20 protein-coding genes are annotated in these 17,048 nt (G+C 48.1%); 4 read left to right on the forward strand and 16 right to left on the reverse strand.

All coding sequences use genetic code 11. From position 1 onward, the window contains the following. Window positions 1–13 precede the first annotated feature (13 nt). The 5 genes from KNO98_RS03015 to KNO98_RS03035 all read right to left on the reverse strand — a co-directional run bounded on the left by KNO98_RS03015 (window position 14) and on the right by KNO98_RS03035 (window position 4,215). A complete protein-coding gene (locus tag KNO98_RS03015) occupies window positions 14–823 on the reverse strand; it encodes a purine-nucleoside phosphorylase (protein WP_026825812.1) in 810 nt (269 codons plus the stop codon). A 13-nt stretch (window positions 824–836) separates the two neighbouring features. Continuing rightward, window positions 837–2,003: a phosphopentomutase gene (gene deoB, locus KNO98_RS03020; RefSeq protein WP_026825811.1), complete on the reverse strand. Its 1,167-nt coding sequence runs from the start codon at window positions 2,001–2,003 to the stop codon at window positions 837–839. Between the two features lie 23 nt (window positions 2,004–2,026). Further along, on the reverse strand, window positions 2,027–2,911 hold the full coding sequence (gene xerD, locus KNO98_RS03025; protein WP_026825810.1) for a site-specific tyrosine recombinase XerD: 885 nt from the start codon (window positions 2,909–2,911) through the stop codon (window positions 2,027–2,029). A 181-nt stretch (window positions 2,912–3,092) separates the two neighbouring features. After that, complete coding sequence (gene fur, locus KNO98_RS03030) at window positions 3,093–3,572, reverse strand: ferric iron uptake transcriptional regulator (RefSeq protein ID WP_012726507.1); 480 nt, start codon at window positions 3,570–3,572, stop codon at window positions 3,093–3,095. A 112-nt stretch (window positions 3,573–3,684) separates the two neighbouring features. Beyond that, entirely contained in the window at window positions 3,685–4,215 is a 531-nt protein-coding gene (locus tag KNO98_RS03035) for an NUDIX hydrolase (RefSeq protein WP_026825809.1), read from the reverse strand. A gap of 72 nt (window positions 4,216–4,287) precedes the next feature. Between KNO98_RS03035 and KNO98_RS03040 the strand changes: the two genes are divergently transcribed. Then, on the forward strand, window positions 4,288–5,118 hold the full coding sequence (locus KNO98_RS03040) for an aldo/keto reductase (protein WP_214698871.1): 831 nt from the start codon (window positions 4,288–4,290) through the stop codon (window positions 5,116–5,118). Window positions 5,119–5,123: 5 nt separating this feature from the next. Here the strand turns inward: KNO98_RS03040 and KNO98_RS03045 are convergent, their stop codons facing one another. Next, a complete protein-coding gene (locus KNO98_RS03045) occupies window positions 5,124–5,666 on the reverse strand; it encodes a PadR family transcriptional regulator (RefSeq protein WP_026825807.1) in 543 nt (180 codons plus the stop codon). A 129-nt stretch (window positions 5,667–5,795) separates the two neighbouring features. Here KNO98_RS03045 and KNO98_RS03050 point away from each other — a divergent pair, with 129 nt between their 5' ends. After that, window positions 5,796–6,110 carry a thioredoxin family protein gene (locus KNO98_RS03050; RefSeq protein ID WP_026825806.1) on the forward strand — a complete coding sequence of 105 codons (315 nt, stop codon included), beginning with the start codon at window positions 5,796–5,798 and terminating at the stop codon, window positions 6,108–6,110. 36 nt (window positions 6,111–6,146) lie between these two features. On the opposite strand, the gene KNO98_RS03055 is transcribed toward KNO98_RS03050, so the two are convergent. From KNO98_RS03055 to KNO98_RS03095, 9 genes are all read right to left on the reverse strand, one after another. Continuing rightward, window positions 6,147–7,073 carry an NAD(P)/FAD-dependent oxidoreductase gene (locus KNO98_RS03055; protein ID WP_214698873.1) on the reverse strand — a complete coding sequence of 309 codons (927 nt, stop codon included), beginning with the start codon at window positions 7,071–7,073 and terminating at the stop codon, window positions 6,147–6,149. Then, the gene (locus KNO98_RS03060) at window positions 7,070–7,651 is read right to left on the reverse strand and encodes a CDP-alcohol phosphatidyltransferase family protein (RefSeq protein WP_026825803.1); all 582 of its coding nucleotides are present in this window, start codon (window positions 7,649–7,651) and stop codon (window positions 7,070–7,072) included. The genes KNO98_RS03055 and KNO98_RS03060 overlap by 4 nt, the downstream gene beginning before the upstream one ends. A gap of 1 nt (window position 7,652) precedes the next feature. Further along, the gene (locus KNO98_RS03065; RefSeq protein WP_214698875.1) at window positions 7,653–8,531 is read right to left on the reverse strand and encodes an ABC transporter ATP-binding protein; all 879 of its coding nucleotides are present in this window, start codon (window positions 8,529–8,531) and stop codon (window positions 7,653–7,655) included. Then, window positions 8,528–9,235 (reverse strand): ABC transporter permease subunit, encoded by a 708-nt coding sequence (locus tag KNO98_RS03070; protein WP_214698881.1) that lies wholly within the window; start codon window positions 9,233–9,235, stop codon window positions 8,528–8,530. The genes KNO98_RS03065 and KNO98_RS03070 overlap by 4 nt, the downstream gene beginning before the upstream one ends. Beyond that, a complete protein-coding gene (locus KNO98_RS03075) occupies window positions 9,232–10,005 on the reverse strand; it encodes an ABC transporter permease (RefSeq protein ID WP_214698883.1) in 774 nt (257 codons plus the stop codon). Before KNO98_RS03075 ends, KNO98_RS03070 begins: the two co-directional genes overlap by 4 nt. Then, window positions 9,992–11,167 carry an ABC transporter substrate-binding protein gene (locus KNO98_RS03080; protein ID WP_214698885.1) on the reverse strand — a complete coding sequence of 392 codons (1,176 nt, stop codon included), beginning with the start codon at window positions 11,165–11,167 and terminating at the stop codon, window positions 9,992–9,994. Before KNO98_RS03080 ends, KNO98_RS03075 begins: the two co-directional genes overlap by 14 nt. 15 nt (window positions 11,168–11,182) lie before the next feature. Then, window positions 11,183–11,926 (reverse strand): SDR family NAD(P)-dependent oxidoreductase, encoded by a 744-nt coding sequence (locus KNO98_RS03085; RefSeq protein ID WP_214698887.1) that lies wholly within the window; start codon window positions 11,924–11,926, stop codon window positions 11,183–11,185. Next, window positions 11,923–12,897 (reverse strand): MBL fold metallo-hydrolase, encoded by a 975-nt coding sequence (locus tag KNO98_RS03090; RefSeq protein ID WP_214698889.1) that lies wholly within the window; start codon window positions 12,895–12,897, stop codon window positions 11,923–11,925. Before KNO98_RS03090 ends, KNO98_RS03085 begins: the two co-directional genes overlap by 4 nt. Window positions 12,898–13,005: 108 nt before the next feature. After that, window positions 13,006–14,442 carry an NADP-dependent glyceraldehyde-3-phosphate dehydrogenase gene (locus KNO98_RS03095; RefSeq protein WP_026825796.1) on the reverse strand — a complete coding sequence of 479 codons (1,437 nt, stop codon included), beginning with the start codon at window positions 14,440–14,442 and terminating at the stop codon, window positions 13,006–13,008. A gap of 222 nt (window positions 14,443–14,664) precedes the next feature. Between KNO98_RS03095 and KNO98_RS03100 the strand changes: the two genes are divergently transcribed. Beyond that, window positions 14,665–15,546, forward strand: a complete 882-nt coding sequence (locus KNO98_RS03100; RefSeq protein ID WP_026825795.1) for a chemotaxis protein CheV — start codon at window positions 14,665–14,667, stop codon at window positions 15,544–15,546. A gap of 38 nt (window positions 15,547–15,584) precedes the next feature. On the opposite strand, the gene KNO98_RS03105 is transcribed toward KNO98_RS03100, so the two are convergent. Continuing rightward, window positions 15,585–15,947 carry an Hpt domain-containing protein gene (locus KNO98_RS03105; RefSeq protein WP_214699935.1) on the reverse strand — a complete coding sequence of 121 codons (363 nt, stop codon included), beginning with the start codon at window positions 15,945–15,947 and terminating at the stop codon, window positions 15,585–15,587. Window positions 15,948–16,103: 156 nt separating this feature from the next. On the opposite strand from KNO98_RS03105, the gene KNO98_RS03110 reads away from it, so the two are divergent. After that, window positions 16,104–17,039, forward strand: a complete 936-nt coding sequence (locus tag KNO98_RS03110) for a magnesium transporter CorA family protein (RefSeq protein ID WP_026825793.1) — start codon at window positions 16,104–16,106, stop codon at window positions 17,037–17,039. The last annotated feature ends 9 nt before the right edge of the window (window positions 17,040–17,048 follow it).

Here is a 17,048-nt window from a genome sequence, read left to right on the forward strand (position 1 = left end):
AAAATAAAGTTACTTACATGTTTTTAATCGTGCCACGAACGAGTGACAGGAAGTCTTGACGAACACGTTCTGTTGTCTCGATGACTTCTTCATGATTGAGTGGTTGATCTAAAATTCCCGCAGCCATGTTCGAAACACATGAAATCCCGAGGACTCGCATATCCGAGTGACGCGCGACGATCACTTCCGGGACCGTCGACATTCCGACGACGTCTCCACCGAGATGACGTGCCATTTTGACTTCCGCTGGCGTTTCGTATGTTGGACCCGTATTACCGAAATAAACACCTTTTTGTACAGAGAGCCCAAGGTCTGATGCCACGCGTTCCGTCAATTTCACAAGTTCCTTATCATACGCTTCTGACATATCCGGGAAGCGTGTCCCGAATTCGCTCGCGTTCTTCCCGATGAGCGGGCTCGTCCCAAAGAAGTTGATGTGATCTGTGATAATCATCAAGTCACCTGGGTTGAACGTTTCGTTACATGCACCTGCTGCGTTCGTGACGATGAGTGTTTCGACTCCGATCAATTTGAGGACACGGACCGGGAACGTCACCTGTTCCATCGAGTATCCTTCATAGAAGTGGAATCGCCCTTGCATCGCGACGACGCGCTTTCCTTCAAGCTCTCCGAACACGAGTTGTCCTGCATGTCCTTCGACAGTCGATACTGGGAAGTGCGGGATTTCCTCATATGGAATGGCGACCGGGTTCTCGATTTCGTCCGCGAGGACTCCAAGCCCCGACCCGAGAATGAGTCCGATTTCTGGTGTATCGCCCATACGCTCTTGCAAATACGCTTTTGTTTCATTCCAATTTACCATGAATATTGCCTCCTCAAATTTCGTTTAAGAAACTCTTTCCGTTTGATGGTGCCGCGACGTCAAAGTTTTCAGCAACGGTCGCGCCAATGTCTGCGAACGTACCACGAATGCCCAAGTCCGCTGATTTCGCCCCGTTATGGTGAACGATGAGCGGCACGTATTCACGCGTGTGGTCTGTCCCAGCATGAACCGGGTCATTCCCGTGGTCCGCTGTGATGATGAGTAAGTCATCTTCACGAAGACGCTCCATCACTTCAGGAAGTCGAGCATCATATTCTTCAAGTGCGACCGCATAGCCTTCTGGGTCACGACGATGACCGAACAAGGCGTCAAAGTCGACCAAGTTCAAGAAGCAAAGTCCTTCGAAGTCTTCTTCGAGCGAATCGACCAATTTGTCCATTCCGTCCATGTTCGATTTCGTACGAATGGCCTTCGTTACGCCTTCCCCATCATAAATGTCACTGATCTTCCCGAGGGCGATGACGTCTTTACCATCCTCTTCAAGTGTGTTCATGACCGTCTTCCCGAAAGGTTTGAGTGCATAGTCATGACGATTTGCCGTACGGACCCACGCTCCAGGCGTCCCGATGAACGGACGGGCGATGATGCGGCCAAGCATGTACGGGTCTTCACGCGTGATTTCACGCGCGTATTCACAGATTCGATACAACTCATCAATTGGCACGATGTCTTCATGTGCAGCGATTTGAAGGACCGAGTCTGCAGATGTATAAACGATCAGAGCTCCCGTATTGACGTGCTCTTCACCGAGCTCGTCAAGAATCTCTGTACCTGATGCCGGTTTATTCCCGATTACTTTACGGCCACTGAACTCTTCTAGGCGATGAATCAAATCGTCCGGGAACTTTTCAAAGACACGGAACGGTGTCTCGATATGAAGGCCCATGATCTCCCAGTGACCCGTCATCGTATCTTTACCAGCTGAAATTTCTTCCATACGACCATATGCACTTGGTGCATCAGATACATCGATTCCTTGAATCGGTTTGATGTTTGAGAGTCCGAGTTTACCCATATTCGGCATATTCAATCCGTTATGCTCACGTGCAATATGTCCGAGCGTGTCGGCCCCTTTGTCACCAAACTGTTCAGCATCCGGTGCTTCACCGATGCCGACCGAGTCCATGACTACTAAGAAAATACGTTTAAACTTCTTCACAAAAAATTCCTCCTTTTCGATGTCTAGGCACGAGGGTGATGCTTGCGATACACATCATGCAAGCGCGACTTGTTGACGTGTGTATACACTTGTGTCGTCGCCAGGTCCGCATGACCGAGCATCTGTTGAATGGCACGTAAGTCCGCTCCATTCTCGAGCAGGTGTGTCGCAAAGGAATGACGGAGTACATGAGGTGTGATCTCTTTGTCAATTCCAGCAAGTTTGGCACGTCGTTTGATTATCTTCCAAAATCCTTGACGACTGAGCCGGCCTCCTCTGCCATTTAAAAAGAGCGCCTCTGTCTCTCTACCGCCGAGTCCGTTACGAGCTTGTTGAATATAGCGCTCGACAAACCCTTGGGCGACCGAAGAAACCGGAATGATTCGTGCGCGCTCGCCTTTCCCTTCACATTGTAGATACCCCAATTCGAACTGTAAATCATCCAAATCAAGACCTAAAAGTTCACTGACCCGCATCCCGGTCCCATACAAGAGTTCAAGCATCGCCCGGTCTCGTAACGAGAGCGGGTCGGATGTCGGGACACTATCCAATAGACGTTCGACTTCCGCTTGTGACCAAGTATCCGGAAGTTGTTTCTCTGCTTTTGGCGTCTCTAGATAGAGGGACGGATCGGTCGTCGTGATCCCGGTCATCTTTAAATGATGATGGAACATGCGGATTGAACTGACAGCCCGTCTCAAAGACGAGGAAGCACGTCCGGCTTGAGACAATTCTTCGATATGTTTGACGATATGCGAACGCGTCACTTCATTCCAATCTTCCACCCCAAGTTGGGTCAAAGTCGATGCGTATTGCGTTAAATCGCTCGCATACGCCTGTCTCGTGTTTGCGGACATCCGCTTTTCAACAGTCATATATTGAAGAAATGACTCGATATGCGAACGCATCATACCCTCCTCCTTCCTCGTTTCACCTGAATACGCTTACAGCATATCACTTATGTAAACCGTTGTGAAGATGTCTGACCTCATTTTTTAATCACTTTTTTGTGACAAAATAACAGTGACTATTTTTTCTTATGATGACAATAAAAAACCATCCTCATTCAAGGATGGTTTGCATGTAAGGTTAACCGTTGATGACTGCTTTATGACCTTCAAGCGTGACGCCTTTTGCTTGGCATACTTTACAAATGCCATGAAACGTCAAGCGATGGTCTTTAATAAGAAATTCATATTTGCTCTCGACTTTCTTCTCAACGTCGACAAGCAAGTCTTCCATGATTTCTTCAACCGATCCGCATTCGACACAGACGAGATGATGGTGCGAATGGTTCGCCCCTTCCGGTCTCAGGTCAAAACGCGCGACCCCGTCACCGAAGTTGACTTTATCGACGACACCAAGCTCAGTTAACAACTCAAGTGTCCGATACACAGTAGCAAGTCCGATCTCTGGCGCGATGCTCTTGACGAGCATGAACACGTTCTCCGCACTCAAATGGTCGCTCTCATTCTCGAGTAAGATGCGTACCGTCGATTCACGCTGTGGTGTCAGTTTATATCCTTTGGCGCTCAATTGCTGTTTAATCCGTTCAATTCGCGTTTCCATAAGGCGCCCCCTCTTTACATAGTTCACTACTCAAAGCATACCGAAGTTTTAGGCAATTTTCAATTTAAAATCATTACTATGTAAGTTTACCATATAAAATTACAGATTAGAATTATTTCAATCTGGACAATTGCCACCATTGAATCGCCATGATTGTCTTCGCGTCGGTAATGATGCCTCGGTCAAGCAAATCGACAGCTTCGTCAAAGGTGTATCGTTTCACATTTAAAAATTCATCTTCGTCCAAGTTCATCTCACCCGCAGATAGTCCTTTTGCGACAAACACGTCAACTCGTTCACTACAAAATCCCGGTGCCCCGTAGAACGAAAAGATTTTTTCAAGCGACTCGGCGGTATAACCCGTCTCTTCTTCTAATTCTCGCTTGGCACTCGCTAGAGGTTCCTCTCCTTTTTCCAATTTACCGGCAGGAATTTCGAGTGACATCGATTCGAACGCCTTTCGATATTGTTCCACCATGACGATTTTTTCTGATTCATCGACGACGAGGACGGCGACAGCCCCGTTATGATAGACGAGTTCTCGCACAGATGTGTTTCCATTCGGAAGGGAGACGACATGTTTTTCTACGTCGAAGATTTTGCCTTGATAGATGACTTCCCGCTCAATCGTTGTTTCTTCCATATGATTACTCCTCACTTTTCGATATACTCTGATTATGAGTCAAACCTACATTTCGAACAAGGAGGAATCTAGATGAGCGAACTCGGGCTCGGGACGATGACGATTTTAAAACATGGTGAGAACGAGGCGAAGCGAATCCTCGAGACGGCCATTCAATCAGGGATTCGCCATATCGACACAGCAGATGTCTATGCACGACAAGATGTCGAACGCGTTATTGGCGAAACGTTAGGTCACGAACGAAAGCACCTCTTTTTGACGAGTAAAGGTGGGAATGAGCTGACTGAGGAGGGGATGCGCTGGAATCCAAATCCATCCTACTTAGACGTAGCACTCCATGGGTCGCTTGAGCGATTGCGTACAGATTATCTCGATTTGTACTATATTCACGGTGGTACGCTCGAGGATGACCTCGACACCACGATTGAATGGGCACAAAAACAAAAGCGAGACGGTGTGATCCGCCAAATCGGCCTCTCCTCGATTCGGCCGAACGTCATCAAACGATGGGTCGCTTCCGGTGCACTCGATGTGCTCATGACACCGTATTCTCTACTCGATCGCCGACCAGAGACGCTTGACGTATCGATTCCCATCGTTGGCCGAGGTGTTCTTGCCAAAGGACTCCTAACGGATGAATGGGAGGCACGCCTTGGTGACAAAGGTTTCGAGGCATGGCGAAAAGAGGACCTTGCAAGCGAGCTTGCCATGATGCCTAAACCGATTCAGGCATATGCACTCGGAGCCGCAAAGCGGTTTTGCGACGTCGTCTTACCTGGCGCATCTTCAGTCGAACAGTTGCAACAGACGATCCGTGCATTCGAGACTGAAATTGATGAGGACGTACTTGGCCGATTACTCGCCCGTTTACCGATTCATCCTTATACAAAACACGTGACCTGATTCATTCAGGTCACGTGTTTTTCACTGCGTGCTTTTATCTGTTCGATTGCCCAGTCTGCCCATCCGGCATAGTTTTCCATCATTCGAATGGCATATTCACTCGTCAATAAGTAGCCGAGCGTATCTTCGTCTGATTGATGTTCCTCCTGAAACATCCGGATCTGTTGCGCGACTTGTTCGTGATGAGCTTTCGTTTCTTCGATATACCGGACCGCTTCCTCGACTGGCAACAATTGAAGCAAACTGACTCGTAACAAATTCTCATCCTTCATTTTCGGCTGGAAAGACGTCGGTTGACGCAGCCAATTGATCAACTCTTCTCGTCCTTGATCCGTGATGGAGTATATTTTTTTATCCGGTAACTCTTGCTGTGAAATGTGCTCCGCCGAGACGAGCGCGTCGTCTTCCATCTTCAACAGTTCCCGATAAATCTGTGTATGATGTGCGTTCCAAAAATGAATCATCTGCGCCTTGAACGTCGCGTTCAGGGCATACCCGGTCGCAGGCTGATGGGTCAATAACCCGAGCAATGCGTGACGTAACGCCATATCCATCACCTTTTCCTTATCATGCTATTTTTATAAGTGTATCACATTCTCTCACGGATTCGAGAATGCCAATCTGTTGACGACTTGTTTAAAACCCGACAAAATAGATAGAAGAAAGGAGAGTTGTCTATGCAACCGATTCATTCATCACAACAATTTGACGAAGCTACAAAAGATCATGGAATGGTGGTCTTCACCACATCATGGTGCCCGGACTGCAAACGCCTGGACATGTATGTCGACGAGCTCGTCAAAGACTATCCACAGTTCAACTGGCATGTCGTCGACCGCGACGAACTCCCAGATTTATCTGATGCACAAGAAGTTCGCGGCATCCCTTCACTTCTCTACTATAAAGACGGGGCAAAACAAGAACACCTCCACTCGGCAAACGCCAAGACGGAGATGCAAATCCGTTCATTCCTCGATACGATTCAAGCATGAACTGATTCCTGCAGACCATTCGGCTGCAGGAGTTTTTCAATTGTAATGACGTACATACCGCGAGTCGATGAATCGCTTCAAATAATATGGAAGTCGTCCATGCCAACTGAAACGTCCGAACGTCAACAGTGCGTGTCCCGTTGTCGTCAATAAAATGTTCATCGATTGACGTTTCCGAAACGGTCGCGTCGTTTCATCGAGCAATCGTTCCGCAACGTATCGACCAGATCGGACAGCATCGACCCCACCGTTTAGAGCGGAGGCCATGTCTCCCGTCACATATATGTTAGGAAACTGATAATGGCGAAGGTACTCATCCGTCTCAATAAACTGATCCGGGTTTGCGAGGCCCGATTCAGCCCACCAGTTCACTGGAACGACCCCTGTTGCGTCAAGCACAAGTCCTTCAGAGGACTCATCGTTTTTCCTCTGTTTTATGACCACTACGCCAGACCTCACCAATAAGCGTTCCATCTGTTTCTGTCGGCGGATCGACACGTCGGGTAAGACTCGCTTCGCATACAGCGTGACTTTTTTCGTCCGGACGCAAGTAAATGCCAATTCAACGCCCGCTTTTCCGCCGCCGACGATGGTTACTTGTGAACTCGAATCGATGCGGTCAAGTAAAGCTTGTGACATCGGTTTAAGCGGGGTCCCGATTCCTCGGCTCACTGCACCAGTTGCCAGCACAAGTCGGTCGTAATGAAACGGCCCCTTTTCCGTTTGAACGGTCTTTAAATGAGGATCGATCGCGAGGATCCGTTCTGCGGCCGGTTCAAGTTGAGGCAGTCGGACCGTTGCGGAATTCATGAGTCCGGCGATCACTTGTGGAAACGCTCCTGTGTACACCGTCTGACATTTTCCAATGAAGAGAACTTCATAATGTTCACGAATCTCCTCAATCCGATCGAGAATTTCAAGCTGACCATGACCGAGCCCGGCCAATACCAATGTCGGTTTCATCGCAAAATCCTCCGCGCCTCAATGAATCGTTGTGTAATCGTCATCACTTCGAGTAGGAGAAAAATGAGGGCAATCCCACCGACCCAGTTCGGGAAGAGAATCATCAAGGTAAATAGGATGAAACATTCCGTCCGTTCAATGATTCCAGGTTGGTAATAAAACGTCTTTTCCGACCGCCTCGAACTACTCGCTCCTACTGCGAGGAATAGCGTCATTGCGATCACAAAAGAAGCGATCAGAATGAGAAAGATCGGCATATATTCCGGATAACGAAGTGCAAGCGCAATCACTACAGACAACTCGACGAATCGATCGAGCACAAGATCAAGCACTGTCCCAAACCCACTCGTTTTCGACTTTCTAGCCATCGTTCCGTCTAAGACGTCAAATAGTCCGGAAATCCATAGTAGAATCACGGCTGTCCAGTGCATATCGTTGTAGATAAAGATGCCTGTTGAAATTCCAATAATTCCCCCTAGAATTGTTACCTCGTTCGGTGTGAAATTCCACTTGAGCAATCGATCTGCTCCTCGTTCAATGACCGGTTTGACGTATCGACTTCCATAAGTATCGAGCATGTTATCCCTCCTTTCGTTTAATTCGGTACATCGTCCCGACTTGGAATGATTCGTGCGTCGGTAACATGACCGAATGTCCATCCTCGAAATGATATTCACCAAAACTTTGACCGAACCGATAGATTTTTTTCATCAATCGTACGGGCTCACCGACCGCTTCTGACACCATGACGTCGGACAGTGGCCGCAATTCCCCATCAATCATGAGAAAGTCACCAAACCCTGGCGCGCTTTCGTACAACTCTTTCGCCGTCCCTGTTGATGTCACTTTACCTGACTCAAGTAGCGTCACTCGGTCAGCCATCAGCATCGCCTCTTCACGGTCATGTGTGACCAAAACCGCTGTGAGGTCGAGCTCCTTGACCAAATCACGAATGAACCGTTGCAGGTCGAACTTCAGGTTTGGATCGAGGTTCGTGAACGGTTCGTCCAATAAAAGGACTTCCGGCTCAGCAGCCAGCGCACGTGCGAGACTGACGCGTTGTTGCTCACCACCTGACAATTCGTGAACTTCCGCATCGTAACGGTCACCGAGACGGACAACGTTCAACCACCGTTCTGCCTGTTCTCGAGAGCGTGAACGGGTCGCGAGCGTGACATTCTCGCCTACTGTCAAATGCGGAAACAATAAAGTGGACTGGGACAACATCGTCACACGCCGCTTGTGTGCAGGAACCTTTAACAAAGAACGATGATTCCAGAACACTTCTCCTTCATCACTCGTATCAAGTCCTGCAATGATTCGTAGAATGGTTGACTTCCCAGAGCCGCTGACTCCAACGATGGCGTGGATGTCATGGGGAGTGACTTCAAAATCAATACCATCTAACACTTGTCTCGTTCCATACCGTTTACGTAATGCTTGTACTTTCAAACTCATTGAAGACGTCCTTTCAGGAAGCGCACCGTCCACTGACTCAATCCTGAGAGCAGGAAATAGAGGAGAACAGGGATAATGATGAGCATCCAAGTGTTCGAGAGCGCGAGGTTTCGGTTATTCCCCGCATAAGATTGATACAGTTCAGTCGTCACCGTCGGAATCAATCCTGCACCAATCAATTGGACTAACGCGAATTGACTGAGCAGAATGACCGTCGTAAATAATACGATGGTTCGCATCGTTTGTGAGAAAAGCGGAAATAGTACATAAACGAGACGACGCTTTACCGTCAAAAGCCGTGCCTGTTCTAAGAGTGGACGACCGATGACCGCCATCCCGTTATAAGCGAGACGGATTGAATACGGTAACGTCACGACAAGTAAGGCAATCACGACACCGATATACGTCCCAACCAAACCCGCTTCCGCCAAGATCAAGTAAAGACCGAACAGCATCGCAAGCATTGGGATGAACAGTGGTAAAAAAACGAGCCACTCTAGAACGTGACGCCATCTCGATTCTGTCCAAAGAAGCCACCAGGCGAATGCCATTGATAACCACACGTTGACCGCGGATAAGATGACCGTCAACCCGATCGTATTTAGCATCGTCATATCGTTCCCGATTTCAGCTGTCGGTACCGCTTGGAATAGGGTGATGAACGGAATCAAGATGAAACAGATGATGATAAGCTGACGAATCATCGTTTCACCCCGCGTTCAATACGTCGTCGTACGGACGCGGTCAATAAGTAAGACAGGAATACACCGGTTCCGACAAAACATGTCCACATGAGGGCGACCGCATAAGGTTCTGTCGCCTCTAAATAAAGTCCAGTCGACAGTCGTTCATAAGCGAGGACTCCAAGTAGTTTTGGATAGGTCACTCCGAGTAATGCAGGGACTTCATACGCGAACGAGACGAACGCAATCAAAATCCAAGTAGCATCAAGCAATGGTTTAATCAAAAATGGTAATTCTGCATGCTTGAATTGTTCGACTGGGGAGAGTTGGAGCGTCTTCGCCGTCTCTAAATATCCCCGATTCAATTGTTCATACGTACCGAGCATCATCAAAAAGACAAACGGGGTCTCCTTCCATATGTATGTCAGGATGACCGTCACATAGTCTCTTTCATTCGCCTCGATCCAGCCACTGCCGAACGGTCCACTGAATAATAATAAGATCAAATAGGCAGCGGCAATATGAGGGACGAACATCGGGATTCGGATGACCGACGACGTGATGCGCCACTTCTGATTCACGGCGGTCCTCGCAAGCCATGTCCCGATGATGAGCGACAGGATGGTCGATACACTGACGACGTATAGCGTCATGAACAGACTGTCCCGCCACGTCTCATCCGTCAGAAGCGATGCCCAATCTGTACCAACCGCTTCCATTCCCAAAAAGACGATGGATACGAGTGATAAAAGTGATAGGACAATCGTCAATGCGACACTACTTCGCAACACGTGACCATTCCTCACGTACGGCATCAATCACGTCCGGTCCATAGTCTGGAATGGAACGTTCCTGTAACTGCTCTGTGTCCGGATACGTCTTGCCATCTCCAAGTGCTTCGAATGCTTGTTGGTCCGCTTCATCCAATTTGGTCAAGTCAAGCGATGTCCCGTCTCCCCAATAGTCAGGCCCTTGTTTCACGAGTTGGGCTTCCGGTGATAGCAGTTCTTGAATGAGGACGATCGCTCCGTCCGGGTTCGGCGCATTGAACGGTATCGCTAAGAAGTGTGTCGACGCGATCGAGTGATCGAGGACGAGGGCACGTGTCTCTTTCGGGAAAATGCCTTCCATCACTTCCGCTTCTGCTCGACGTTCATTGAAGCCCATCGTCATCCAAACTTCCCCGGATGCATAGAGTTGATCGAGTTGTTCAAGCGTCTTCGGATACGTCTGTCCTTCTTTCCATAAATTCGGGGACCACGCTTTCAAATCATCCCAGAACGACTCTTCAATGGTCACATTCTCTTCTAATTCAGCACCGTAGCGTTCAAATAAAAGATGACGAATAAATGCATTACCGGTGAAATCTGTGACTTCAGGATACGTGAAACGACCTGGGTTGTCTTCGGTCCAGCGACGTAATTCCTCAAACGATTCTGGAGGATTGTCTACTTTCGCTGCATCGTAATGCAAGATAAACTGTACATTTCCCCAAGCGAGTTCCAAGTCATCTGTCGGTGTACCGGCATCTGATTGTTGAGCCGTTTCATTTAATAACGTGGCATTTGGGACACGCTCCATCAGTCCATCCCGAAGAAGTCCTGCTTCTTTCGCATTTCGGAAATTATCGCCGTTAATCCAGACGACGTCGATTGTTCCGACTTGTCTGTCCGCTTTTTTGTCGAGCGATAGCTGACGTACGTATTCAGCCGTATCCATAGCGACACGATTTAATTCGACATCGTAAGATTCCTCAAGCCGGGGTGCCACGTAGTCATCAATATAGCTGTTAATTCCCTCGTCCCCACCCCACATATATAAGTTGACGGTCGACCCGTTCGCTGACTCAGCCGCAGCTTCGAATGAGTCCGAAAACTCAACCGCCTCTTCATTCCCACATGCTGCAACGAAAGTGAGCATAAACGTTGCGAGCAATACTCTCCATTTCTTCATCGTTCTCCCCCTTTTTTACTTTTTCTCAAATCCCCGTTTTGCGAGCATTTCGAACATATTTGGGCAGATTGCATACACATTCGCACCGATATTCATCCACCACGGTGCATTGATTTCGCGTTTGCGCGTAAAACTCCCTTTGACAATCGCGTCGGCTAATCGTTTCGGATTGAGCATGATTCCCTTAACGCTTTGGGCATATGTACCACTCTTGTCGGCCCGATCAAAGAACGGCGTGGCAATCGGTCCCGGATTGACAGTCATGACATGGACGCCATACGGCTTCAACTCGAGTCGAAGGGCGTTTGAGAACTGAAGAAGTGCCGCTTTCGATCCTGCGTACACGGCTGATTTTGGAGTTGGAACTTTCGCTGCTTGCGAACAAATGTTGATGATGACACCTCCACGTCCTAACACTCTGGCAGCGTTTCTCGACAACAACATCGGGGCGACCGCATTCACATGCATCGTCTCTTCCATCACATCGGTCGATTGATCGGTCACGAAATCAAATTCAGCCATTCCTGCATTATTGACCCAAATGTCAAACTTCCCAAATCGCTCGATCACATCATCGACAAGAGCATCCGCCTTCGTGACGTCCGCGCGCATCCATTCTCCCTCACACGTGGTCGCAATTGTTTTCAAACGTTCTTCATTTCTTCCAATCAATAACACGCTATATCCTTTTTCATAAAAAGAATGCGCCATTGCGGCACCGAGTCCGCTTGACGCACCTGTAATGACTACCCGTTTCATGACATCGCTTCTTTCTTTGTATAAATCCATTTTTGGTCATCCCGGCGTCTCTCGATATCGCCACGCTCCTCAAGTAAACTGAGTCGCGCAAACACCTCACTGAAGACGAGCGGCATCCCGCGTCGCATTTTTCTTCCATATAATTTCATCGACCAATCGAAGACACTGAGCCCATCCTCCCATTCGGCGAGCAATTGTTCGCTACGCTCATACCGTTGACGAATCCGGCTCTCAATTAAATCGTTCGGGTGGTGAATTGGTTCACCGTGTCCACTGACGACAAGTTTCAAATCGACACCCCGCAATTTTTTGAGCGAGTCGATATAGAGAATGACGGGTGAGGCGAAACCTTCATCTTCATACGGTTGCTCGATAAGAGGATTTGGTTCAACTTTGTCAATCAAATGATCACCCGCAATCAAGACACCCCCAGGTCCAATCAATCCAAGTTGATCACTCGCATGACCCGGCAAATGAATCGTCTGCCACGCTCCGTCTGGTGTGATATCCTGACCGTCATTGAACGTCGTCGTGACGGTCGTCGGTCCGATCCAACGAAGCGCTTCACGGTAATCCGGTAACTTTTCCACAAGTGGAGCCGGTGCCCCGAACGAGACGGCCAATTCATGTAAAAAATGGTTGCCGCGTTTCAAAAAATTCGGAGTTTGTTCTAAGTATCGAACAAGCTTTTCGTGTCCGTATACCGGGATCGATGCGTCACGAAGACGCCAAGCCTGCCCCGCATGATCGGCATGATGATGTGTCAAAAATAAAAAGTCGATGTCAGACAACGAGAGTTCAAGCTCTTCAAGTTGCAGATTCAACGCGGTCCATGCTTCTTCTGTATCCGGTCCACAGTCGACCATGAAAAATCGGTTCATATGTTCAACGATATAGACGTTCACGTTCCCTACTTCGAACGGTGTCGGAATATCGAGTCTTGCCAGTTGACTTGAAATCCAGTTCGCCACGTCATCACCACCTTTTCATCCATTCTTTCTTTATTATACCCGTCTGAAAGATGCGTTTTCAATCAAACAAAAAAAGAGGGGGACATCTCCCCCTCACAAAAATGATTCTTATAAGTTGATGACCGTCACTTTATCTCGCGTCATCGTCTCGAGACTACGGCCGATTCCTTGAACGCCGAGCCCTGATTGTTTAACTCCGATGAACGGGAAGTGGTCTGGACCACGTTCCGTACGTCCATTCACTTGAACCGTACCGACTTCTAACTTGTCAGCGACTGTGAAGGCGCTATTCACGTTTTGTGTGAATACGCTCGCTTGGAGACCAAACTCTGATTCATTCGTGAGCGCGACCATCTCGTCGAGCGATTTCACACGAATCACTGGAAGGACTGGTCCGAACGGTTCCTCCCATGCGACGCGCATGTCTGTCGTCACGTTGTCAAGTAGCGTCGGGTGAATCAAGTTTCCGACACGTTCATTGCCGTTTATGACGGTTGCGTTTTTGTTGACCGCATCGTCAATCAAACCTTGGACATAATCCGCTGATTTTTCGTCGACCAACGGCACGATGAAACTGTTGTCTTCCGGTGAGCCGACTGAGAGTTTCTCGACACGTTCTTTCAACATGCCAACGAGCTCATCTGCTTGGTCTTCGAGCACGAAGACGCGCTTGATTGCTGTACAACGTTGACCCGAGTATGAGAACGCACCACTGATGATTTGCTCTGCAGCCAACGTCAAATCCGCATCCTCTAAGACGAGGGCTGGGTCTTTCCCACCAAGTTCGAGCACGACCGGTACCATCGACGCTTGTTGCGACAAGTGTTGACCCGTACCTGTCCCACCTGTGAACGTGATCATGTCGATACCAGGGTGTGAAGTCAAGTAATCTCCAATGACCGAACCACGTCCTGTCACAAGGTTCAAGAGACCTTTCGGAAGACCTGCATCATGTAATGCCTCGACCATCTTGATTCCACTGATTGCACCTTGAGTCGCTGGTTTGAAGACGACCGCATTTCCTGTGACGAGCGCAGGTGCAATCTTCGCAGCCGCTAAGTTCACCGGATAGTTGAACGGTGAAATCGCGAGAACGACACCGAGTGCCTCTTTCTTGATGATGGCCATCTTGTTTTTCGAGCCACCAGGGAATGAATCCCCTTGCATGAATCCACCGTTGAAGCGAATTCCTTCTTCTGCCGTGTAACGAATGATTTCAGCTGTACGAACGACTTCTTTCTTCGCGTCGTTCAAGTTTTTCCCGACTTCCTGCATGATGATTTGACCGATCTCATCAACGCGTTCTTCGAGTTTTTCTGCCCATGCATACAACAGTTCAGCGCGCTTGTTGACCGGAAGCGCAGCCCATTCCTGTTGTGCGCGTTTGGCGCCATGGATGGCTTCGTCTACTTCGTCACGTGACATCGCTTGAACGCGACCTACGACTTCGTCTTTATATGGTGAAACGAGTTCAATCGTTTCCTGACTTGAAGATTCCTGCCATTGACCATTCAATAAATAAGGATACGTGTTCATACTCATCATCTCTATCTGCCTCCTGAGTAAGCTGTAATATCTCGTTGCCAACCCCATTGTATGCAGATTTTTTTGCGTTGGACAACTATAACGATTCAGTTTATGAGATGTAAACGGTTACTATGAAACTTTTTGTGAATTCTGACGTGAGTTCGACATATTTTTACTGTAGATTTAATGATTCGAAACCGATAGTAAAGAAGAGAGTACGTGAAATAGGAGGGACTACCATTGAACAATGATCATAATATTTTACTTGAAGCAGGAACGAACGAACTTGAGATCGTGATTTTCCAAGCTGGCCCATTCTTATTTGGCATCAATGTCATGAAAGTACGCGAAATCATTACGATGCTCCCACTGACTCCGCTCCCAGGTACACCGGAGGCCATTATGGGTCTCATCGAGTTACGTGGAGAAGTCATGACCGTCATCGACCTTCCCATGGTCATCAGTCATCCGCGTGAAGTCGGCAGTGACGACCGCTTGATTGTCTGCGAGTTCAACGGTGAGAAATCGGTTCTTCGAGTCGACCAAGTGACCGAGATTAAACGCATCTCATGGGAACAGATTGACACGCCTTCAGATCTCGCCCGCGGTGTCCAAGGTATCACGAACGGTGTCGTCAAAACAGGTGATCAGATGATTATCTTACTTGACTATGAGCGCATCGCGTTAGAACTTTCTCGTAAAGACATCATGGCGCGTGAGTCAGTGAAACGTCTCGGTGCTCGTGAACGTTCGAACAAAAACATTTGGATTGCCGAGGATTCGGAGATGCTTCGGACACTTATTCTCGATACGTTAGATGATGCAGGCTACTTCAACACGACCGTCTTTAATAACGGTAAAGAGGCGCTTGATGCATTTGAACAGGATGGTGTCGAATGTGATCTTCTCATCACGGATATTGAGATGCCACAGATGGACGGACTCCATTTAACGAAGCGTCTTCGCGAGATGGAGCGCTACGCAACACTTCCGATTATCATCTTCTCGTCACTCATCTCGGACGACTTGAAACATAAAGGTGAAGCGGTCGGAGCGAACGCCCAAATTACGAAACCAGAGATCGGTCTCCTGATTGCGACACTTGACGAATTTGTAGGCTAATAAAAAAAGTTTGCTCCCAAACTGGGTGCAAACTTTTTTTACGTCAACTGTTCGAAGTGGTTGGTCCATTCGGCTAAAAAGCGCTTACTGTGCGACTCAATTGTCGCCAACGTCTCGTCTGCTCCGTCCAGATGGGCGTTCTCGCCTGCGACTTCAAGATCGTGGAAAAGAAGGGCAGTCTGTTCTAAGCCGACCGAATACGAGGCCCCTTTTAGTAGGTGGGCGAGCTGTTCGATCCGCTCATAATCCTTCAATTCGACAGCTGCTTTTAGTTCGGGATATTTCGTCTCGAACTGCTGAATATATGTGGTTGCAATTTTATTTAAAAAATCCATGTTTCCATTTGCGATTTGGTGGAGCTCCGTTAACTTATCTTCATTGAACAGAGCGTTCTCGGGCATTCTTGTCAATATAACCCCTCCTCAATAAACGATCATCCAATCATTCCCTCTCACTGTAACACGTTTTCGAGAGAAAACAAAAAAACTCCTGCTTTGGATTGCACTCTAAGTTTTGGCTACCTATAATAAGATTGAGTTAAGGTAGGAGGAAGATGCATGCTGACGATTTACCGTACTGACGCATCGGGCCATGTGGATGAAATCGAAGACTTTGATAAAGGGAGCTGGATTCAACTCGTGAATCCGACAAAAGATGAGGCCGATCAAGTCATCGAGGCGTCCGGCATTCCAGAAGACTTTGTTTATGACCCACTTGATATCGAAGAAAAACCGCGTTTTGAAAAAGATGATGAAGGGCTTCTAATGATCATCGACGTTCCATATGTAGAAGAAGATGACACAGGTCGTGCCTATAATACGATCCCTCTTGGTATCATCGTGACCGGAAGACATTTCATCACCGTCTGCTCACGTGACCTTGATGTCTTGAATCTATTCGCTAACGGGAAGGCACGGTTGTTCCGAACGAACTATCGGAGCCGTTTCGTCTTTCAGATTTTACACCGGGTGAGTATGACGTATTTGCGCTTCTTGCGCCAAATCGACCGAAGAATGGATGAGCTCGAGCAAGAGTTGCAGCGTTCGATGCGAAACCAAGAGATTTTTCAATTGATGAACCTACAAAAGTCGCTCGTCTACTTCATGACTTCCTTGAAAGCGAACGACAGTGTCCTTGACCGAATCGTCAAGACGCCGAGTTTGGAGAAACATGAAGAGGACGAGGAGCTATTAGAGGACGTCTTCGTCGAGCATCGGCAGGCGATGGAAATGGCATCGATTTATAATGACATCATCAGCATCAAGATGGAGGCGTTCGGGTCGATCATCTCAAACAACGTCAACTTCGTCATGAAGTTTTTGGCATCGATCACGATCGTCCTCAGCATCCCGACGATGATTTCCGGGATCTTTGGGATGAACGTCCAAGTCCCATGGGAAGGGGATCCGTTCGGATTCATCATGGCGATTGCGATGATGATTGGATTTTCCGGTCTCGCCTTTTATATCCTTTGGCGAAAACGATATTTCTAACGAACAAGA

Origin of the sequence: Exiguobacterium sp. s57, assembly GCF_018617685.1 — a bacterium.
Classification (GTDB): domain Bacteria; phylum Bacillota; class Bacilli; order Exiguobacteriales; family Exiguobacteriaceae; genus Exiguobacterium; species Exiguobacterium marinum.